Origin of the sequence: Candidatus Poriferisocius sp. (genome assembly GCF_965204015.1) — a bacterium.
Taxonomy (GTDB): domain Bacteria; phylum Actinomycetota; class Acidimicrobiia; order Acidimicrobiales; family Bin134; genus Poriferisocius.
Window position 1 is genome coordinate 894,865 of record NZ_OZ241965.1, and the last position, 20,467, is coordinate 915,331.

Annotated in this window: 16 protein-coding genes; 9 read left to right on the forward strand and 7 right to left on the reverse strand. The window is 58.7% G+C overall.

Annotation, left to right across the window (positions count from 1 at the left end):
- The first annotated feature begins 7 nt into the window (after window positions 1–7).
- The 5 genes from ACOGJC_RS04225 to ACOGJC_RS04245 all read left to right on the forward strand — a co-directional run bounded on the left by ACOGJC_RS04225 (window position 8) and on the right by ACOGJC_RS04245 (window position 5,201).
- Window positions 8–793 carry an SDR family NAD(P)-dependent oxidoreductase gene (locus ACOGJC_RS04225; RefSeq protein WP_419847262.1) on the forward strand — a complete coding sequence of 262 codons (786 nt, stop codon included), beginning with the start codon at window positions 8–10 and terminating at the stop codon, window positions 791–793.
- Between the two features lie 211 nt (window positions 794–1,004).
- Complete coding sequence (locus ACOGJC_RS04230) at window positions 1,005–1,892, forward strand: DNA-methyltransferase (RefSeq protein ID WP_419847263.1); 888 nt, start codon at window positions 1,005–1,007, stop codon at window positions 1,890–1,892.
- Window positions 1,889–2,671 (forward strand): hypothetical protein, encoded by a 783-nt coding sequence (locus ACOGJC_RS04235; RefSeq protein ID WP_419847264.1) that lies wholly within the window; start codon window positions 1,889–1,891, stop codon window positions 2,669–2,671. Before ACOGJC_RS04230 ends, ACOGJC_RS04235 begins: the two co-directional genes overlap by 4 nt.
- Window positions 2,668–4,146 carry an ATP-binding protein gene (locus ACOGJC_RS04240; protein ID WP_419847265.1) on the forward strand — a complete coding sequence of 493 codons (1,479 nt, stop codon included), beginning with the start codon at window positions 2,668–2,670 and terminating at the stop codon, window positions 4,144–4,146. The genes ACOGJC_RS04235 and ACOGJC_RS04240 overlap by 4 nt, the downstream gene beginning before the upstream one ends.
- A complete protein-coding gene (locus ACOGJC_RS04245; RefSeq protein ID WP_419847266.1) occupies window positions 4,146–5,201 on the forward strand; it encodes a PIN-like domain-containing protein in 1,056 nt (351 codons plus the stop codon). Before ACOGJC_RS04240 ends, ACOGJC_RS04245 begins: the two co-directional genes overlap by 1 nt.
- Window positions 5,202–5,309: 108 nt before the next feature.
- Here ACOGJC_RS04245 and ACOGJC_RS04250 read toward each other — a convergent pair whose 3' ends face one another.
- The 3 genes from ACOGJC_RS04250 to ACOGJC_RS04260 form a co-directional block, all read right to left on the reverse strand.
- On the reverse strand, window positions 5,310–6,062 hold the full coding sequence (locus tag ACOGJC_RS04250; RefSeq protein WP_419847267.1) for a type II restriction endonuclease: 753 nt from the start codon (window positions 6,060–6,062) through the stop codon (window positions 5,310–5,312).
- A gap of 1 nt (window position 6,063) precedes the next feature.
- Entirely contained in the window at window positions 6,064–7,248 is a 1,185-nt protein-coding gene (locus tag ACOGJC_RS04255) for a DNA cytosine methyltransferase (RefSeq protein ID WP_419847268.1), read from the reverse strand.
- Between the two features lie 158 nt (window positions 7,249–7,406).
- Window positions 7,407–8,210, reverse strand: coding sequence for a thioesterase family protein (locus tag ACOGJC_RS04260; RefSeq protein ID WP_419847269.1), 804 nt, complete (start codon window positions 8,208–8,210; stop codon window positions 7,407–7,409).
- A 62-nt stretch (window positions 8,211–8,272) separates the two neighbouring features.
- Between ACOGJC_RS04260 and ACOGJC_RS04265 the strand changes: the two genes are divergently transcribed.
- Both ACOGJC_RS04265 and ACOGJC_RS04270 read left to right on the forward strand, forming a co-directional pair.
- On the forward strand, window positions 8,273–9,229 hold the full coding sequence (locus tag ACOGJC_RS04265; protein ID WP_419847270.1) for an alpha/beta hydrolase: 957 nt from the start codon (window positions 8,273–8,275) through the stop codon (window positions 9,227–9,229).
- Window positions 9,230–9,293: 64 nt separating this feature from the next.
- The gene (locus ACOGJC_RS04270; RefSeq protein ID WP_419847271.1) at window positions 9,294–10,241 is read left to right on the forward strand and encodes an alpha/beta hydrolase; all 948 of its coding nucleotides are present in this window, start codon (window positions 9,294–9,296) and stop codon (window positions 10,239–10,241) included.
- Between the two features lie 12 nt (window positions 10,242–10,253).
- Here the strand turns inward: ACOGJC_RS04270 and ACOGJC_RS04275 are convergent, their stop codons facing one another.
- The 4 genes from ACOGJC_RS04275 to ACOGJC_RS04290 form a co-directional block, all read right to left on the reverse strand.
- Complete coding sequence (locus ACOGJC_RS04275) at window positions 10,254–10,421, reverse strand: hypothetical protein (protein WP_419847272.1); 168 nt, start codon at window positions 10,419–10,421, stop codon at window positions 10,254–10,256.
- Window positions 10,422–10,463: 42 nt separating this feature from the next.
- Complete coding sequence (locus ACOGJC_RS04280) at window positions 10,464–11,276, reverse strand: HNH endonuclease (protein WP_419847273.1); 813 nt, start codon at window positions 11,274–11,276, stop codon at window positions 10,464–10,466.
- Between the two features lie 129 nt (window positions 11,277–11,405).
- Window positions 11,406–12,170: a type II restriction endonuclease gene (locus ACOGJC_RS04285; RefSeq protein ID WP_419847274.1), complete on the reverse strand. Its 765-nt coding sequence runs from the start codon at window positions 12,168–12,170 to the stop codon at window positions 11,406–11,408.
- Between the two features lie 33 nt (window positions 12,171–12,203).
- Complete coding sequence (locus ACOGJC_RS04290) at window positions 12,204–13,355, reverse strand: DNA cytosine methyltransferase (RefSeq protein WP_419847275.1); 1,152 nt, start codon at window positions 13,353–13,355, stop codon at window positions 12,204–12,206.
- Between the two features lie 286 nt (window positions 13,356–13,641).
- Here ACOGJC_RS04290 and ACOGJC_RS04295 point away from each other — a divergent pair, with 286 nt between their 5' ends.
- Together ACOGJC_RS04295 and ACOGJC_RS04300 are read left to right on the forward strand one after the other, a co-directional pair.
- Window positions 13,642–18,672 carry a RecQ family ATP-dependent DNA helicase gene (locus ACOGJC_RS04295; RefSeq protein WP_419847276.1) on the forward strand — a complete coding sequence of 1,677 codons (5,031 nt, stop codon included), beginning with the start codon at window positions 13,642–13,644 and terminating at the stop codon, window positions 18,670–18,672.
- An 11-nt stretch (window positions 18,673–18,683) separates the two neighbouring features.
- Window positions 18,684–20,459: a DEAD/DEAH box helicase gene (locus ACOGJC_RS04300; RefSeq protein ID WP_419847277.1), complete on the forward strand. Its 1,776-nt coding sequence runs from the start codon at window positions 18,684–18,686 to the stop codon at window positions 20,457–20,459.
- Window positions 20,460–20,467: the final 8 nt, after the last annotated feature.

Consider the following 20,467-nt stretch of genomic DNA (forward strand, 5'->3'; position numbering starts at 1 on the left):
TCCGGACGTGTCTTTTGCTGTTGACGGCTCAGTTGCGGTTGTCACCGGGGCCACTCGGGGCATCGGCCGCCAGATTGCCTTTTTGCTGGGACGGGCCGGCGCCAGACTGGTGGTGGTGGGCCGAACTGGGTCCGATGACCCCGATGCCGTACTGCCGGGGTCGCTGCCCGAGGTAGTGGCCGCGCTGGGCGAAGAGGGAATCGAGGCCCGCATCGTGCAGGCCAACCTGACCTCGCCCGACGACACCGCCCGCATCGTGGACCGCACCCTGGAGTGGTATGGAGGCTGCGACATCCTGGTGAACAACGCGGGCTACACCTCCAACGGCCCGATCATCGACGTGCCCTGGTCGCGCTGGGAGCGGGCCTTCCGGGTGCAGGTGGTGGGCCCGATGCAGCTCTGCCAGGGGCTGGTGCCGGGGATGCTGGAGCGGGGATCGGGCCGGGTGCTCAGCGTGAGCTCGGGGTCGGCCACCGCCATCAGCTCCAACCTGTCGCTCTACTCCACCTCCAAACAGGCTATGGAGCGGTGGAACGCCTCCATGCACCTGGAGTTGGGCGGCCGGGGGGTGGCCTTCAACGTGCTGCGGGTGGACCACATCGTGTCCACCGAAGGATGGTGGCACGTCTACAACACCCAGGGCGCCGAGATCGCCACCGGTGGGGCCGGCCTGGACACCCTGAAGACCCCGGAATACACCGCAGAATGCGCCGACTGGATGATCCGCCAGCCCGACGACTGGAGCGGCCACGTTCTGGGCTTCGACGACATCGCCGGCCTGGGCGGACCCTGAACTCAGAACACTTCCCTTACTCCTCAACCACCCAAATGAGACATCAAGTGTACTGGATCTCCCTCCACTGTCGCTGCCACTCATATAATGCCACCATGTTGTCCATCCAATCCCAACGCTCACACCTGGGCCCTACCGAGCAGCCAACCACAACCTCATCATGATTCGGCAAGCATATTCAACCCATATGGGTAAAGCTTACTGGGGACGTGTGGAAGAATTTCTTCACGATCAAATCGCCAATTCCCTGAAGGGGGAGATCCAACTAATTCTGACCAGTCCTCCGTTTCCCTTGAATAAACGAAAAGCTTACGGGAATCTACAGGGCACAGAGTACCTTGAGTGGATAACCTCCGTAGTCGCAAATACTGTCGAATTCCTCAAGCCTAATGGATCATTAGTAATTGAACTCGGGAATGCCTGGGTGCCACGCTCTCCCGAAATGTCAACACTCCCCCTTGAGACCCTCCTATCTATTAAAGAAAAGACTGGCTTCTCCCTTTGTCAACAATTCATTATCCAAAACCCTGCCCGACTTCCCAGCCCCGTGCAGTGGGTAAATGTTGAACGAATACGAGTAAAGGACACATTCACACATGCGTGGTGGCTCGCTCCAACGCCTAGGCCACATGCGGACAACCGGAACGTACTCATAGAATACAGCGAATCCATGAAAACATTGCTTGCAAAACAGCACTACAATGCCGGTAATCGCCCCTCCGGTCATCGGATTGGATCAAAATCCTTTCTCTCCAATAACGGAGGAGCGATACCCTCAAATGTCCTAACTGCTTCCAATACCACATCCATGGGCAAATATCAACAGGTTTGTCGGCAAAATAATCTCCCCATTCATCCAGCAAGGATGCAACCCGAAGTGGTGGAGTTTTTTGTAAATTTTCTGACAGAACCTAATGATTTAGTTCTGGACCCGTTTGGAGGAAGCAATACAACAGGCTACGTGGCAGAATCACTAGCTAGGAATTGGATATCAATAGAAACCGATTTCGACTATATCCGAGGGTCAACTGCGCGATTCGACTCGGTCCAATGGAATCTATCTCCTGAGGAGATCGGCCAAGATACGATATTAACATGACAAAAATGCTTGCAGATGGCAGCGTATACCGCCGAAGCCACCCCTCTCACCTTCGACGCTTTGAACTTCAAGATGCTCTCACTTACAATGCCACGCATCTTCTTCCAGGACTCTTAGTAACCAAGTCCAATTTAGTCAAGTACTTCAACAACCAAGAAGTGCCCATCGATATCATTGCTTTGGACCCACAAGGTGAGAAGTGGTGGGTAGGAATCATTGTGACATCAATCAAGAACTTTGACCTAGACGTGCTCGTACCAATATTCGCCATGCGTCGTCTTACCTATTTGGTTTCCGAAGCCTCCGACATAGCAACATCTTTGTCTGTCGATGACGATGAATCGATCAAGGACATTATTCTCAATACAACTCCAGATGTCGTAGCTTTTGTTAGCAATCCAAATCCTCAATGGTTTGAACAAATGCACAACCAAGAGGGGATTCTAGCAGTTTTGGAGGTTTTTTCTGAGGAAGCAGACACAAGAATCCTGCGACTCAATGGCAATATACCCGCTGCACAGGGTTCATACTTTTCAGCTTGTGCTCCCCTTCCTGAACTCCCCCATGTATGGCGGCTGGAGGGAACAGCCGACAGATGGCCGTCACATAATGTGGTCGTAGAGTGGGAGGGAGATCGCATAGAGCCAACATTCACGCCTTCTGGCAATGACATGTTGCTCAAATTGCCATCTACATGTCACCTACCTTTTGGAACCGCTTATTCGCTATGGCGGATCACTACTGACCATTTTATTCTTCGCTCGGAGGACTCCATATGACCACCTTTGATTTAGATCACGGTGCCATCCGTTCATATAAACGACTTTCCTACACGACATGGCACGCGTTAGCAGAGTTTGTAGATAATTCGACTCAAGCCTTTTTTGACAATGAGGAAGAACTGGGCCCCATATTGGACCAGGAACATAGCCGATTGCAAGTAGACATTTCTTACGATAACGCCGCTCGTCGTCTTACAATTTCCGATAATTCCATCGGAATGGACACCGATACTCTGGACAGAGCGATGACCGTAGGCCTACCACCGCCGAATCCTTCGGGGCGGTCTAGATACGGCATGGGCATGAAGACAGCCGCGTGTTGGTTCGGTGATTTTTGGACGGTCACGACTACTCGACTTGGAGCGGATGTAGAACTCACGGTCACGGTCGATGTTGAGCACATTGCAGAGGGAAACGCGGAACTGCCTGTGACAACGCGACCTGTAGACCCTAGTACTCACTACACAGTAATCGAGATCAGTCAATTACACGTGTTGTTCTTGGGCAGAAGGCCGAGCAAGACCAAAGATTATCTCGTATCCATATACCGAGAAGATCTACGAAGCGATCGTCTGGAACTGTTTTGGCAGGGTGATCAACTTCAATGGCAGGAACTAGGTCGCCAATTCCTACTAGGACCTGACGGCCAGGAATACCGAAAGCAGGTCTCCTTTAATATAGGGGACAAGACAGTTTCGGGCTGGGTCGGAGTTTTATCACCTGGCGGGCGAGCCCTCGCTGGGTTCTCCATGTTCCACAGCGGCCGAATGGTTAGGGGGTATCCGGACTCATGGCGTCCACAGGAAGTATTCGGCCAAGAGGAGGGATCCAATAACCTAGTAAACCAACGGCTAGTAGGTGAGTTTCACCTTGACGACTTTCCGGTGACCCATACGAAGGATGACATTTTGTGGTCAGATGAAGAGGAATTGGCGGTGGAGCGAACGATATATTCCGAAATATCTGACTATTTGCACATAGCTGAACACACTCGTCTTCGAGACCGGTCGGGACCTCAACGAGGAGCCATCCGCAAAGCTAGCCGTACCATCCAAGAGGACATTTCAAAGGATAGAAAACCGGCCTTTTCCCTTACGCCGGATCTCATTGAGGAACGTCGCACAGAATCAAGTGCGTTGGCGAATAGGTATTCACCATCTCAGCCGGATGTCACTGGTGAAGCTTTTGGGCGAACATTTCGGGCCTACTTCACCGATGAGGAAGGTAGCAACGCCATTTTTGCAGCCCTTAGTATTGATGACAGCAATAGCGACATTGTAGTCGTAGCAAATCTTCGACACCCCTTTCTTGACAATGTCTCTTCCTCTGAAGCACTGGATATCTATTTGCGTGGATTACTAATAGACGTGGGTACCAAAGCAGAAATTGACGGTCTAAGCAATCAGGGCCGGTGGCTTGCAGCAAAGGACCTTCTGATGCGTGCATTTGCATCAAACGGGGAAACGCAGTGATGCAGTCTATGTTTGCTTCCTATTATCCTCTCTCCAGAGAAGATAAAGCCCTCATCGGCACAGACAGTATAGTCGCATTGGATGCCAGCGCTCTTTTACATGCCTATAGACTTGCTCCCAATACTGCTATTGATTGGCTTGACATGCTCGATGCCTTGGGCGACCGCTTATGGGTTCCTCATCAGGCAGCCTTGGAATACCAGAGAAATCGCATCCGAGTCGTCGCTAGACAAGGCCAACTAGTCCGTGATACAAAGCAGGCTGTTGAGAAGGCGTTGGATTCTTTGCATGACGAGTTGCTCAGTCACAAGAGTGACATCGACCGCTCTCGAGTGCTAGATTGGATTGCCCTTAGTGATGCTGTTGGCAACGCCAAGGCAATTTTTGCTTCAATATTTGAATCAGCCGAAGCCAATGTGGTGGATATCACTGAAGCCGCAGCTGCATCAGACGAAATTCACTCACGGCAAACCCAGATGCTGACGGATAGGGTCGGACCTCCCCCGACGATGGACGAACTTGATGCCGCATATGCTTGGGGTAAGTGCCGGTTTGCGGAAAAAATTCCTCCTGGATTTGCCGACGAGAGTTCCAAAGGTGGTGACGACAGGCGTACTTTTGGAGATTTGATCATTTGGTTTCAATTGTTGGATCGAGCTGCATTGGCCGAGCTTCCAGCTGTGTTGGTTACCCAAGATAAAAAGGAGGATTGGTGGAGAAAAGAGGCCGGGCAAACTCTTGGACCACTTCCGGCACTTCGTGAGGAATTTGCCAGCAGAGTTGGCCAACCCTTTTGGCTTTATACCGTTGCTGGCCTTATGCGGAGTGCCGAACACTTTGGTCTAGTACCCGCGAGATGTGAAGCTGTAAATGATGCAGAAGCTTTGGAACTTGAGCGGCCAAATGCGCATGAGGTTCACGATACCCGACAGAGATTGGGCGAGTTTGTCCAAGCTCTAGAACAGTTCGCGGATCCCAATTTGATTCCTGACGACGAACTCCGAGAACACATCCTTCCATTACTCGCCAATTGGGTGGAGGCTGAGTTGGCCTGACAGGACTAGTATGCATCGTGTTACCCTTAGAGGATTTCCCTGTTGGGACCTGCGAGATTGTCCTGCAACCTGTCATTTGGATTTGAGCCTTGACTTTGCCTGGTTCCTTTATTTGTCAATTGCACGACGTAGCAGTTTTTCCGCTTCTGGAGACTTCTTCCAGTTACGAGATGATGCTCGCCAATACGTTTCGAACGCCTCCACTGTTCTAAATTCACCCTCTCCAGCTGTGAGCTGTCCGATACTTTGCACTGAGCCTATGTACTCCCGCGTAGCTGAAGCCCGCTTCGTAGAAGCAATCCGCCAAGATTCGTGAACTATCATCTGGAGATCGCTGATGCGCTCTGGTCGACTTTTGAGAAAGTTATAGATTGCTACGACGGCGAAGTGTTCGGCATAGTCATCAAACGGGCGCAAGATCCCTGAGAAGTTGAGCGTTGGCCAGAGAAAATAAGTATTACCTGTGTACAGGGCGATGCGGTTTTGCAGGGATGTACCAGACTTTGCTCGTCGGGCGCATTTGATGTCGACGGCATAGCATCTATCACCGAATGCCGGGCCACTCAGTTCCAAATCCGGGTAAGAGCGCTCTGTACCAAGTCGGATTTCTACTCCTGGGGTACCCGCGGCAGCCGTCACAAGGTGCTCGCGTAGCTCAATTTCAATGAGGTTCGCCAGCGCAGCCGGTTCTGTCGGTAATGGCAGGAGATGGCCCCGTTGGAGGAGCTGCTCTTTGAGGTCCTCGGGTCCAGCTGCCTGGACCGGCCACTGCTCTTGGCCGCTCCTGAGGCGGAAGATCCCGAGCGCCGACTGCTCCCATCCGTTGACTTGATCACGAAGCCAGTCCAGCGGAGATCCCATATCAGGCCAACACTTCCGCCCGGAACTCAAGGCCTTGGCATCTGGGATGAGTGTTGGTGATTGAGGTCTCGACGATTGCCTCGGCTACTCGACGAGCCAGCAGCGGAGGGACGGCGTTACCAAGTTGAGACTGGACGGAGGTGCGCTTGCCAACGAAGGCAAAATCATCTGGAAACGTAAAGAGACGGCGAAGCTCGGGGACCCGCAAGCGACGGTTCTCCCAGTGGAAAGGCCCAACATTGGGCCCTGGCTGCGCCTGAATGGTCGGCGAGGGGCGGTTGGGGTCCAGCTTAAGCAGAAACGACCAATAGCGCGATCTCCACTCGAATAAAGGATCAGGGTGGCCACGTCGATCCGTGAAATGCAGATAGTTGTCGCCCGGTGGAATCTCTGGCAGCAGATGTCCCCACTTGCCCCGAACTGTCTCGCTTCGCTCAGGAGCAGAAACCAAGCCTGCAAGAGCCTTACCAGCGGTTACATGGGGCAAGGGACCACCATCGGTATGGCGTCGCTCCCATTGCCCATGATGGCTTGGGAACGGCAGGTCGGGAATTGGTTGGCCTTCTTGGGAACCGACGATGAATAGCCGCGGCCGCAGTTGCGGCACGCCATAGTCAGCCGCGTTAAGCACTTTCCAGCGATGGCTGTATCCGGCAGCTTCGATCTCCGCCAATAATCGGGCAAAGGCAGGACGACTGGCTTTATTGCGAAACGTGAGGGCATAGACGTTCTCGAGGATGAACCACCGGGGCCGGGCTTCGGCCAGTACCCGGGTATAGGCCTGAAGCAAGCTCGCGGCCGGGTCAGCGCCATCCCGCTTCCAGTCCAACCAGAAACCCGACTTGGAAAACGCAGTACATGGAGGCCCGCCCACTAACAGATCGGGCCTGTCCCGAGAGCTAAACCCGCCTGCGGCCAAGATGTCGGCTGTGGACACCCCCTGATCAATACCGGTGGCCAGCGGATACAGGTCTGCTCTCAACACCTCGCGCAAACCGGAGAAGAATATTGGCGCGTTCTTCTCCATTGTGTCGGCAGCATCGTCATCCCACTCGACGGCCACGGTGGTACGGAAACCGGCCTGCTCTACTCCTAGGTCCAATCCACCAGCGCCGGAGAAGAGTGAGATGGCCGTGCCGAACTCCACAACCCCAGTTTGGCGCGTGCCGCCATGCGACTGGCGCATCTCCTGCCAGTTGGCAAAATCCAGACCAAGCTGCCCATTTGGGCGATTCGAACTCTCATCCCAACAAGTCAAGGCTGTAATTCATACCAGCAGGGTGTGACACATCTACCGGGTGCAGGAAGCCAGAATCAAGTGCCGTAACGGCGGGTTGGGGACGCCTAGTAGTTGCTGCGGGATTCGATGAACAGGCTGGCGTTGCTCAGGGCGCACAGGCCGGTCTCGTCGAACAGTCGGGCTCGGGATTGGCCGATGCCGTCGGGGTCGGCCCAGGTCTCGGCATCAATGCCGATGTGCTCGCTGGTGGGATAGCGCACCACGTGGATGGTCAAGTCGGTGTTGATGGACACGTATTGATCGAAGGGCAAGAAAGCCCCCAATCCGCTGGTGAAGTCGGCCATGGCCATCAGATTGACCAGCGGCGATGTCTCTTCGCCCCTCACAAATGGCACCAACAGGCGAACCCAGGTCTTGCTGGGGGTTCCTCCCCGGTTGCTGCCGACCACCCGGTCGAACTCCACCACGTGGGGAAAGCCCTCGGGCATCGGCGCCCGGGGATTGAGCCCCAAAGGCCGTCCGGCGCTGCCCGGCGGAGGGGGCAGCGGAGCATCGGGCTGGCGGTCGGGGAAGGTCTCGATTTCAGCTCCAGTACGAACCGACACGGCCACCGCAGAAGCCACCAGCAGGTCGCCATCGTGCAGTTCGGCTCGAACGGTTTGGATCCGCTTGCCGGTGCGGAGCACCTCAGTGGAGATGGTCAGCGGCTTTAGCGGAACACGTCGGAGCATGTCCAGGGTGAAGCGGGCCACTCGCATGGGCACCGGCGTCGACACCTGCTCCACCGCCCGAGCCAGTACTCCGGCCACCGCACCGCCGTGCTGGACACCCGGATCCCATGGCCCCTGGGCGTTGATGGAGGGGACGACGGTGTCCCCGTCTAAGTGGAAAATGGCATCGTCGCCCACAAAAGGGGCAACGTAGTACCACTCTGCCCAATGGCACGAGACGAAACAGACGGGAGACTCCGATGAGGCTCTGGGACGAAACAATCGAGGGTTACCGCCCCGAGGCACAGAAAATGCTGGCTGGTCTTGCCGAGGCCTTTCCCGCAGCCCAATTCGGGCGCGACCTCCCCGATGACCCCGTGGCCCGAGCCCAGATCCAGCGCCAGAACATTTTGGCTGTCGAACCTGAGCCGTCGCCCATGGCCGTGGAGTCGACTATCCCGGGCCCGGCTGGCGACATCCCCGTACGGTTGTTCGTGCCCGAGGAACCCAAAGCCATGTTCCTGCACATCCACGGCGGCGGCTGGGTTCTCGGCCGTCCCCAAATGAGCGAACCAAGAAATGAGTACCTGGCCACACACCACGGGCTGGCCGTTTTGTCGGTGGACTACCGGCTGGCCCCCGAGCACCCCTACCCCGCCGGGCCCGACGACTGCGAGGCGGCCGCAGCCTGGATGCTGGAGCACGGCCCCGAGCGCTGGGGCACCGACCAGATGTTCATCGGCGGCGAGTCGGCCGGCGGGCAACTCGCCGCAGCCACGCTGTTGCGAGTGCGGGACCGCCTCGGTGCCATCGACCGGGTCCTCGGCGCCAACCTGGTTTTCGGCTGCTACGACCTGCGGGGCACCCCGTCGGCCTTCGGAAACGGCGGCAATCCAGACGTGATATACCCGGAGGGGCTTCAGTTCAATATCGAGTCGTTCACGCCGGGCATGTCCGATGCCGAGCGGCGCGACCCCGACGTGTCGCCTCTGTTCGCCGACTTGTCTGGTCTGCCCCCTTGTCTGGTGTCGGTGGGCACATTTGACCACTTGGCCGACGACTCCTATTTCTTCGCCGTCCGGATGGCCGCTGCCGAGTCACCGGTAGAGCTTGCCGTCTACCCCGACTCCCCCCACGGTTTCATGAACTTCCCTTCCGAGATGACCAAAGCCCACGCCAAACGCATGGACACCTGGATCGCATCGCTGATGCCCTGAGGCCGCTCAGCAGTCCAAGTTCACTCTGCCCGACGACACGAGACGAAACAGACAGGAGATACCGATGAAGCTCTGGAACGACACGATCGACGGATATCGCCCGGAGGCCCTGGACTTGTTGGAGTACCTGCACTACACCGGCGACGACGACGCCGACCTGCCCGACGACCCGGTGGCCCGGACCCAGATCATGCGGCAGAACTTGCTGGCCTTTGAACCCGAACCGTCGTCGATGGCCGTCGAGTCGACCATTCCGGGACCGGCCGGTGAGATCCCGGTGAGGATGTTTGTGCCCGACGAGCCCAAGGCCATGTTCTTGCACATCCACGGCGGCGGCTGGATTCTGGGTCGGCCGAACATGTCCGACCCGGGCAATGAGGACATAGCCCAGCGCCACGGGCTGGCCGTTTTGTCGGTGGACTACCGGCTGGCCCCCGAGCACCCCTACCCCGCCGGACCCGACGACTGCGAGGCAGCCGCGGTCTGGCTGCTGGAGCACGGCCCCGAGCGCTGGGGCACCGACAAGATGTTCATCGGCGGTGAGTCGGCCGGCGGGCATCTGGCGGCGGCCACCCTGCTGCGGGTGCGGGACCGCCTCGGCGCCATCGACCGCATACTGGGGGCCAACTTGGTGTTCGGCTGGTACGACCTGCGGGGCACCCCGTCGATCTTCGGCAACGGCGGTAATCCCGACATGCTGAGTCCGGCGGGGTTGCAGTTCATGATCGAGTCGTTCACCCCGGGGATGTCCGACGCCGAGCGCCGCGACCCCGACGTGTCACCCCTGTTCGCCGACCTCTCCGGCTTGCCTCCCTGCTTGGTGTCGGTGGGCACCTACGACCACCTGCTGGACGACTCCCTGTTCTTCGCCACCCGATTGGCTGCGGCAGAGTCGCCGGTGGAGCTGGCCGTCTATCCCGACTCCCCCCACGGCTTCATGGCGTTGCCCTCCGAGATGACCAAAACCCACGCCGCCCGCCTCAACACCTGGATCGCCTCTCTGATGCCCTAGCGATACGTCCGATCAGTCGTCAAAATCCTCTTGGTCCAGCACCATGTCCCAACGGTCGCTGCAGTCCGAACAGCGATAGGCCACAGTGTCGCCGGGCACAGGCGGGTCGTCCTCGGGCCAGTGCGTGATCCGGTGGCACCACCCCCCGCAATCCACACACACGATCCGATCAGGGATCACCAGTCCAGTGTGCCACCCCCGACTGGCAATCCCGTCGACCCCTCAAGAGGCTTTGAGAAACACCTCAAATCTCTCAGCTAGGAGATCGCGGTCGGGCTTGGCCGCCCGCTGGCGTGGTACATGGAGAGGCGAGTCGTGCAAGTCTTGAATGGCGTGCCTCAATGTCGGACCGTCTGAGTCGTCCAGCACATCTGGTCGAATCTTGACCTGGTAGTCCGGACTAATGCCAAGGAGGTGACTGTCATAGGCAGCGTGGTGGATCTTGCACATTGAGATGCCGTTCGTGACCACCGGCTCGCCACCTTCAGAATCCGCCCGGATATGTGCAGCATCCAGCAGCTCCGGATATCGGAGAGCACAAATCCCACACCGCGATTCGTACGCAGTTATCACTCGGGCCCGAAATACCGGCTGATGCAGCCTCCTCTTGGCTACAACGTCGGCATATCTGCGATGGAGGGATAAGTCAACCACATCAGATTCTGCCCATCTCATTCTTTGTTCTTCATCCAAGGCCACCACGAACTGCATCTCGTTGAACTCTTCGGCCACCAAGTAGACGGGAAAGACGGGCAGATATGTGCTCGGAGCCACTCCCTGGAACCAAATCAGCGGAACCTGCCGCTCACAGGCCAGGCGCAGCGCTCGGTTGGTGTAGCGCTGCGGATCGAGGCCATCCCACTTGTACCGCATGAATCCATCTGAGCCTGGATGATCGTCATAGGGACGGCTGGCTGGATCTGCAGCAAATGCAGTGGAGATGGACAGCGCTGACTCCAGCACCTTGGGCTTGTGAATTCCCATCTGTGGATGCCGCAGGGGAAATCGCTGGCCACGAAACTCGAATCCTCCCAAGAGGTCATTTCTATGAGCAAGCCCACCAGTCCGCAAGATGAGGTTACGGAGATAGGCAAAGGCTGATAGCCGCAACTCCTGATCTAGTGAGGCATCTAGCTGCACAGAGGGATGCAGACTAACGCATTGTCACTTTTGCAGTCTCCCCTCCACAACACGACGTAGGAGCTTCTCTGCTTCAGGGGACTTCTTCCAACTCCGTGCCGGTGCCCGCCAGTAGGCTTCAAATGCCTCGACAGAATCGAATTCGCCTTGCCCCGCCTGCAATTTCTCGATGTCTTGGATCGAGCCTATGTACTCCCGTGTGGCTGAGGCCCGCTTGGTCGAGGCGATCTGCCATGACTCGTGGACCATCAGTTGTAGATTGCTTATTCGCTCCGGTCGTTCCTTGTGGAAGTCGTAAATCACAACAACCGCCAGGTGGGCGGCATATTCATCGAATGGGCGCAGAATCCCTGAGAAATTAAGCTGCGGCCAGAGGAAATAGGTGTTACCCGTGTACAGGGCGATGCGGCTCTGTAAGGACTTTCCGGATTTAGCTCGACGAGCGCACTTGATGTCAGCCGCGTAGCAATCCTCCCCAAAAGCCTCGCCACTCAGTTCCAGGTCCGGGTAGGAGCGCTCCGTACCAAGTCGGATTTCCACACCCGACGAAAGACCAGCAGCGGTGACGAGATGCTCGCGAAGCTCTATCTCAATCAGGTTCGCGAGAGCTGCAGGTTCAGTTGGTAGCGGCAGCAGGTGGCCTCTCTGCATGAGCTGCTGTTTGAGCTCCTCGGGCCCGGCTGCCCGTACCGGCCACTGCTCATGGCTGCCCCTGAGGCGGAAAATCCCAAGAGCTGATTGCTCCCAGCCCTCAAGCTGATCTCGTAGCCAGTCCACCGGGGAGTTCATGTCAGATCAATGCCCCACTCGATATCGCAATTCCTACCTCCCACTGCGGGCACTGATCAGGCGAACCTCAGCGACTGCTTCGGCGACTCGACGAGCCAGTAAAGGCGGGACCGCGTTACCGATTTGTGACTGCACAGATGAGCGCTTTCCAACGAAATCGAAATCGTCCGGGAAGGAGAAGAGGCGGCGAAGCTCAGGAACCCGCAGACGGCGGTTCTCCCAATGGAATGGCCCAACGTTGGGACCCGGCTGGGCCTGGATCGTGGGAGACGGTCGATCAGGGTTCAGTTTGAGCAGAAACGACCAGTAACGAGACCGCCACTCAAACAGTGGCTCGGGATGGCCGCGTCGAGCGGTGAAGTGGAGATAGTTGTCACCTGGTGGGATCTCGGGAAGCAAGTGCCCCCACTTGCCCCGCACCGCTTCACTCGGCTCAGGGCTGATGATGAGACCTTCAAGAGCCTCACCGGAGGTGACATGGGGCAGTGGTCCGCCGTCGGTCCTCCGCCGCTCCCACTCCCCGTGATGACTGGGTTCAGGTAGCTCAGGAATCGGCTCACCATTAAGGGCGCCGACAACAAACAGCCGAGGGCGCAGTTGGGGCACCCCGTAGTCAGCAGCATTGAGTACCTTCCACCGGTAGCCGTATCCAGCGGCCTCAATCTCTGCCAACAGTCGAGTGAAAGCAGGCTGGCTGGCCTTGTTGCGAAAAGTGAGGGCATAGACGTTCTCGAGGACGAACCAGCGGGGCCGAGCCTCAGCCAACACCCTTGTATAGGCCTGGAGCAGGCTGGCCGCCGGATCGGTGCCGTCGCGTTTCCAGTCGAGCCAGAAGCCCGACTTCGAGAAAGCAGTACATGGAGGCCCACCTACCAGCAGATCAGGCCGGTTCCGGGAGTCGAACCCGCCAGCTTGCAAAATGTCAGTAGTGGTTACTCCTTGGTAAGAAGCAGTAGCCAACGGGTACAAGTCAGTTCGCAGCACTTCACGAAGATCGGGGAAGAACACCGACGAGTTCTTCTCCATGGTGTCGGCCGCGTCGTCGTCCCATTCGACGGCCACGGTGGTGCGGAACCCTGCCTGCTCCACCCCGAGGTCGAGACCTCCCGCCCCTGAAAAGAGCGATATCGCTGCGCCGAACTCCACCGCCTCAGTTTGACGCGCGCCACCCGGGAACTGGCGCATACCCTGTGAGTCAGCGAAGTTCAGCCCCAGCTGAATACCTCGACGGCCTGAGTCGCTGCCCCGTGAGCTCACGGTAGTAAGTCATAGCAACTGGGTATGACACATTCGTCTGCTCATCCCTAGCGCAATTGCTCCTATTCGTCGAGGAGGATCGAGTCGGTGGTGCGGAGGTGATTGACGAATGCCTTGATCGACGCGGTGTACACCAGGACTGCCATGGCGACGCCGGGCTACGAGGGCCACCACAAATGTGAGCCAACAGGGACAAATCACTATGTTCCACTTCGTGGCTGTGTCTGAGTATGTGGTTTTCGACTTGGAAGCCAATGCCGACCAAGCCCATCCGCCGCAGCACGAGATTATCGAGATAGGCGCAGTTCTGATCCGTAACGGCGAGGAGGCGGACCGGTTACAGACCCTGGCTCGACCGGCGAGGCAACTACGCCCTCAAACACAGGAACTCACCGGGATCACCCAGGAGATGGTGAGTGATGCGCCCCCTCTGGCCGAAGCCCTGCGCTCCTTCCACCGCTTCGCTGGTAACCGACCGCTGATTGCTCACAACGGGTTCGGATACGACTTCACGCTTCTTGACGCCTCGAATCTGCCGATCCCCGACGGCCAGCGCCTCGACAGCCTAGAACTAGCCCATGTCGTTTTTCCGCGAGCCGGCAAAGGCATCAGCAGCAATGTAGATAATGGAATACCACCCAAGGGACGAAGCCTGGACGAACTGGCTAGGCACTTCTTCGGCGATCAGCCCCGCTGCCACCACCGGGCCTTGGACGATGCGCGGCTGCTGCATCGAGTCCTGATGCGGCTGCTGGATGCCATGGAAGAAGACACGCCCATGCGCTGTCTTCAACGGTGGATCTTGAACGCTGGTGACCACCCGTGGGCTGCATTCCTATCGCCCCAATCTGCACGCACTTCCCTCGCAGACGTCGTGCCGCTTCCCGAACCACCGCAGCCGCGACCACCCGCAAGACCATTCAGACCTGATGCCGTTACTGAGATGTTCCAAGCAGGCGGCACGTTGATGGGTCAAGCCCGTGAGCCCCGCAAACAGCAAACCGAGATGGCTGAACTCATTGCCCATACGCTCGATCAGGGAGGCCGCCGCCTGATCGAGGCCCCCACCGGAACGGGCAAGACCCTGGCCTACCTCACACCCGCCATCGCATATGGACAAGCCGTCCAACAGCCCGTGGTCGTGGCCCCCCATTCGAAGGTGCTCCAAGACCAGGTGATGATCACTTTGGAGGAACTCCAGAAAGACATCGGCCCGTTTACCTACGTTCTGCTCAAGGGTATGGCCAACTACATCAGCCTGGATTCACTCGACGGAGAATTGGACACCTTGGCCCCGGCTAACACCGCTCCCGACGAAAGGGACGGCATCTCCCCCTCTGCTCCTTTCAGCCATTCCGAGATCTTGGTCCTCGCCATTCTCTGCGGCTGGGTGGCGCAAACCAGAACGGGCGACTGGGACGACCTCCGCACCGGCGCCATTGAGAAGAGGATTCCCGAACTGCGCCGCATCCGCCGACTACTCAGCGTGGCCGAAGCGCCGGGCGGGCCATCCAGCTCGCCGCTCGACGAGCGGGATTTCTTTCGCCGAGCCCGCGATCTCCTGCCTCATGCCGATGTGGCTGTGCTCAACCATGCCCTGCTAGTGACATGGGACGACTGGCTGCACCATTCCAGGCACCTGATCCTCGATGAGGCCCACAACCTGGAAGACGCCGCCACCGACACTCTTTCGGCCGAGGTGTCTCAAGACGACATCGCTGATCTATGCAATTCCGTCTGGGATCCTTCGAGCCGCAGTGGGATGGCGGCCATCCTCGCCCGAGCAGCCAGGTGGCCAATCGGCGCTGAGCCTCTGAGCGCCATTTTGCGGGCAACCGAGGAGGTCCGGTCGGCGTCAGCCCAATTCGGCCCAGCCCTGGTTCACTACCTGCGAATCCGCACCGGGGCCGGACAAGAAGACTCATACCCGGTGTCATACCGAATCAAGCGGGGTGCCGACACCCGACACCCCGACTACGAGGGGCCGGTGCTGGGCACCGGCGGCCGCCTCCAAAACGCCTTGATCAAACTGGCCGATGCGTTCAACGATGTGAACCTGCCTGAGGAGTTGGCGCCCGGCTATAGGCGGCCCCGCTTGGAAGCCCGGATCGGCCGGTTGGGAACACAGGCCCGGGATACAGCAAGGATCATAGGGCAGGTGTTATGGGCCATTGAGCCTGAGGAGTGGATCGCCATCGGCGGAACCCATCACACCGAGCACGGCTGGAGATGGGAGTTGAAACGCGCCCCTGTCTCCGTGGCCGACCATCTGCGTTCGCTGTGGGACTCGCTATACACCGCCGTACTCACCTCGGCCACGCTGAGAGTGGGAAACAGCTTCGGCTACATCCTCGACACCCTGGGTTTGGGCCGCGCCGAACCCAGCGCTCTCGACAGCCCCTTTGCCTGGCTGAGCGAGAACCACATGGTGCTGCGAACCGACTATCTGCCCGCTCCCCGCTCAAGGCTCATGGAGGAGTTCAAGACATCGGCGGCCTCGGAGATTCCCCGGCTGCTGACCCTCACCGGCGGGCGGGGGCTTGTCCTCATGGCTGCTCGGTCCCGAATGGAGTTCGTGCGGGATCATGCCCGGCCGGTGCTCGACAACGAGCAGCTTCCGCTGCTGGCCCAAGGCGATGACACTGCACCCGCTCTGGTCGAGCGAATGCGGGTCGAGTTGGCCTCAAGCTTGATCGCACTGCGCTCCTTCTGGGAGGGGGTCGACATTCCCGGTGAAGCCCTGAGCCTTTTGGTGATCGAAAAAGTCCCCTTCGACTCACCCGCCGATCCTGTAGTTGGGGCGCGAACAGAGTTGATGGAACGTCGCGGCAAGGATCCGTTCGCCGACTACATCGTGCCCAAAGCCGCCATTCGCTTCGCCCAAGGCGCTGGCCGCCTGATCCGCACCGAGCACGACCGTGGGGTCACAGTGATTTTGGATAACCGACTGTGTCGAGCCGTCCCCTATCGAGACCAGATCCTGGGCACCCTCCCCGGCCCCCCTCGACTAGAGCGGGCCAACCACGCCGAAGACACCTATCAGCTCATCGCCGACCATCTCGGAGATGTGGTTTTCGATGAGGCGATGCGCCAGCGGCTCCAGGCACTGCCCAGTGCCGACCCGTGGTCAGAGTTGGACGACCTGGAACTCTCCGAGGCTGACCTCGCCGACGAGGCTGTGATCGACCAGCGCCTCGAACAAGTTCGAGAGCGCTTCGGGTTCGCGCAGTGGCGGCCCGGCCAGCGAGACACCATGCTCCGCTTTATGCGGGGCGACGATGTGCTAGCGGTGCTTCCCACCGGGTCGGGCAAGTCGGTAACTTTCCAAATTCCCGCCCTGCTGTCTCCTGGCGTGACCCTGGTGATCTCCCCCCTGGTCGCGCTGATGAACGACCAAGCCGAGAACCTCCGGGCCAGGGGCGTGGTCAAGGTGGCTGCTATCCACAGCGGTGTGCCCCAAGGGGAGTGGCGAGAAATACTGCGAAGTGCCAATCGGGGCCACTACAAGCTGCTGTATGTCAGCCCTGAACGGCTCTGGTCCCAGGAATTCGTGAGCGAGCTGTCCAAGACAAATGTGGCTCGGATTGCAGTGGACGAGGCCCACTGCATCTCCCAGTGGGGCCACTCCTTTCGGCCGGAATATGCCCGCATTCCCGAGGCCATCAAGCGGATCGCTGGGCAGCTCCGGCCTCCAATCCTAGCCGTCACCGCGACCGCCACTCCAAGGGTGCAAGAGGAGATCGCCGATCTTCTCGAATTAGACCTGCAAGGCAAACCCATTGTCCTATCGCCTGATCGACCGGAGATCCGCTACTACACCGAGCACTGCGACAATGGCCGCGACCGCGACCTGCGGGTTGTTCAGATCGTGGAGGCGTTCCGCCTCCAACCCGCCATCGTCTATGTGCCCACCCGCAGACAGGCTGCTGCCATCTCCAACCTGCTCCGTTCAGCCGGCCACAACGCCTTCGCCTACCACGGAGGTATGGACCACCCGCAGCGACAACACATTGAGGATGCTTTCCGCCACGGGGAGATCGACGTGGTGGTAGCCACCAAGGCATTCGGCATGGGGATCGACAAGCCCGACATTGCCTTGATCGTCCACCTGGAAATGCCCGCTTCTATCGAGGAGTACGTGCAAGAAACCGGTCGGGCGGCTCGGGGCGCCGCTACAGGAACGGGACCGGACACCGGCACCGCGGTCCTGTTGACCATGCCACGGGATTGCTCCGTCCACCAGATATTCATCAAGAGCTCGGCACCCCACATCGAGCAGGTGCAGCGGATTTGGGCATCGCTCAAGGCGGGCATCCATGCCTACGACCCTGAAGAACTCGCTGAGAGAGGCTTCGACGGCGACTCTGAATCAGTGAGCACGGCCCTTGCCGTCCACTACCTCCAGCAAGCTGGCGCGGTACGACGGCTTCCAGACACCGCTTGGCAAGGACGGGTCAGTGTTCTCGAAGACACCGAGCGCCTGATTGACGAACTGGAACAGGACGACCCAGCGCTAGCCCAGAGTGCCCGAAGCATCCTGGCTTTCGTCGGACAACAGGACAGCGATGGATACCACGCGCGAACTTGGGCCCAGGGGTTGGCTCGAAAGCCTTGGAAGGTGGTCGCCGACCTGTTGGAGTTGAATAAGCGGGACATTCTGGGATTCTCCGTCTGGAAGCATGCCTGGGTCTTGGAGAGAGTGCCCGATGCCAATCCCTCTTGGCCGGGTATTGAAGAGTTGGCCAAAGACCGCAGGAGCCTGGTGGAAGAAAAATCCCGTCGGGCGAAGCACCTGGCTCACGCTTCCGAAAATTGCCGACGGAAGGGAATGCTTGAGTACTTGGGGGCCGAAGCGTCAGAGATGTGCGACCGGTGCGATGTGTGCGCTGACCTTCCCCGTCCATGGACGGACAGCTACCTAACTCGGGAAGGACTCCTCGAATCGCTGCCCGTCAATATCATTATCAGCGAACTCGTGGAGGACACTGACGGAGCACGCTACTCGCGGCGGCGGATTGTCAGAACATTGGCTGGGGACGGTGGTGGTCAATACGAGCTTCCCACTCATTTGGCCAATCACCCCGCATTCGGGAGGCTGGCCGTCCTCGGCTCGGAGGGAATCGAGAAGGCCATTGACCATCTGATCATGATTGGAGACCTTGAAGAGCACCAGAGTCAGGTCGAGGGCACCCTGTACCCATACCTGGTGGTGCCTGACCAAGACCACGACTCACTTGAGATGTAGGTTGATCGGCCGTGGCCAGCCTGATTCCCGAGAATATTCCCAGCCGAAACGACATACCCGAAAGGCTCAAGACCGCAGCCCGCCTGTTGCGCGACGCGACACCCCACGATGTCGTGGTGTCACTTGAGCGAACTGGCGATGACACCGCCGCAGCGCAGCGGCGCGATCTTGGGTATGAAGCTTCTGACACCAGCAGCGAGTCAGTCCCCTATTTGGTCGTGTTCGACCCGGCCGCGGGCATATTGGTGCTGGAATCTCCCACGCTCCGACCTCTTGGCGCCAACAAACGGAGCCGCTTTCGCCGCCAGCCGCGTGTTGACCTCGACCAGGCTCAACGGGCCATCATCGCCAGGGTTAACGGATTGCAACACAAGATCAGGTCGCTGTTCGTCGCTCGGGCGCTGGCATTGCCTGATGTTCGCCGTGACCAGCCCCTGTCTTTGGCCGACGACAATACGCCCCGGCTTCATTCAGAAGATTTCCATGAAGACACCCTGCTGGCAGCCATCCGGCAGATACTCGGCGGGCAACGGCCTCCGCTCGACGACCAGGATCAAGCACAAGTACGGGCAGCCATCAATCCCAAGATCGTGATCGGCCAGCAGGGTCAGATGTTCGATACCGGCCCCCAGACATCTGAGGAGATGATTCGAGTTTTGGATCTGGCCCAAGAGCGCCTAGCAGAGCACCTCGGACCGGGCTACCGCCTCATCCGAGGAGTGGCCGGAAGCGGCAAAACCCTGGTCCTCACCCACCGAGCCCGCTATATCGGCGAGAACATGCCCCGCTGGCGCATCCTACTGGTGTGCTACAACATCGCTCTTGCACAGGCCCTCGAAACAGAGCTTGAGAACGTGGAGAACGTGACGGTGTCCACCGTGGATTCCCTGGCCAGCAGGGTCATCCGCCAAGCTGGACGCACGCCTGCACAGGGCCGTGACGATGATGCGTTCCAAGCCCGGCGCAAACAAGCGATCGCCGCGGCCAGCATTCTCCCACCGGCCAAGAGGTATGACATGGTCCTTGTGGATGAGGCCCAAGATCTGGGCAATTCCGGACTCGACCTCTCGTGGGCCATGGGCAGACACGAACTCGCGGTGGAGCTGCGGCATTTCATCATCGCCTTGGACAGCGCGCAGAACGTCTACCGACGCAGGATGAACTGGAATCCACCGGGTGTGACTGCCCGGGGCCGGTCGACCATTCTCCGAGAGAACTACCGCAACACTAAGGAAACGCTCGACTTTGCGCTGGGAGCGATTGCGGGAATCGGCCAGACCAGCGTGAGTCAGGCATCTCCAGATGATCTAGACACCTTGGTCATGCCCGAGGCCGCATTGCGCCATGGCAAGCGCCCGGTTCTTTTGGAGTGCCCCGATTTGAGAACCGAGGCTGAGACGCTGACAAAGGAAACAGCTGAATTTCTTCGCAACGGGGCCACACATGACGACATCGTCATCATGTCGGGGTCGAAAGAGTTGCGGATCACCTTGCAGCAAACGCTGAGGGCAAAGGGAATTCCAGCACTCGACGCACAGCAGGAGCGGGACCAAGTGGTGTCGACGCGCGGCAGCGTCCGGGTGGCCACCCTCCAGCTACTGAAGGGACTGGAATACCCCCATGTTCTCATCGGCGGCGTCAACGACATTTGGACAAAAGACGACGACGATGACGAGACCCGTCAACGACTGCTCTACGTTGCCATGACCAGGGCGACCGAAACGCTGACCGTCACCTATTCCGGCGATGGCCCGATGGGACGTTTACTCCAGGCGGCCCCACGCTGAAGAACGCA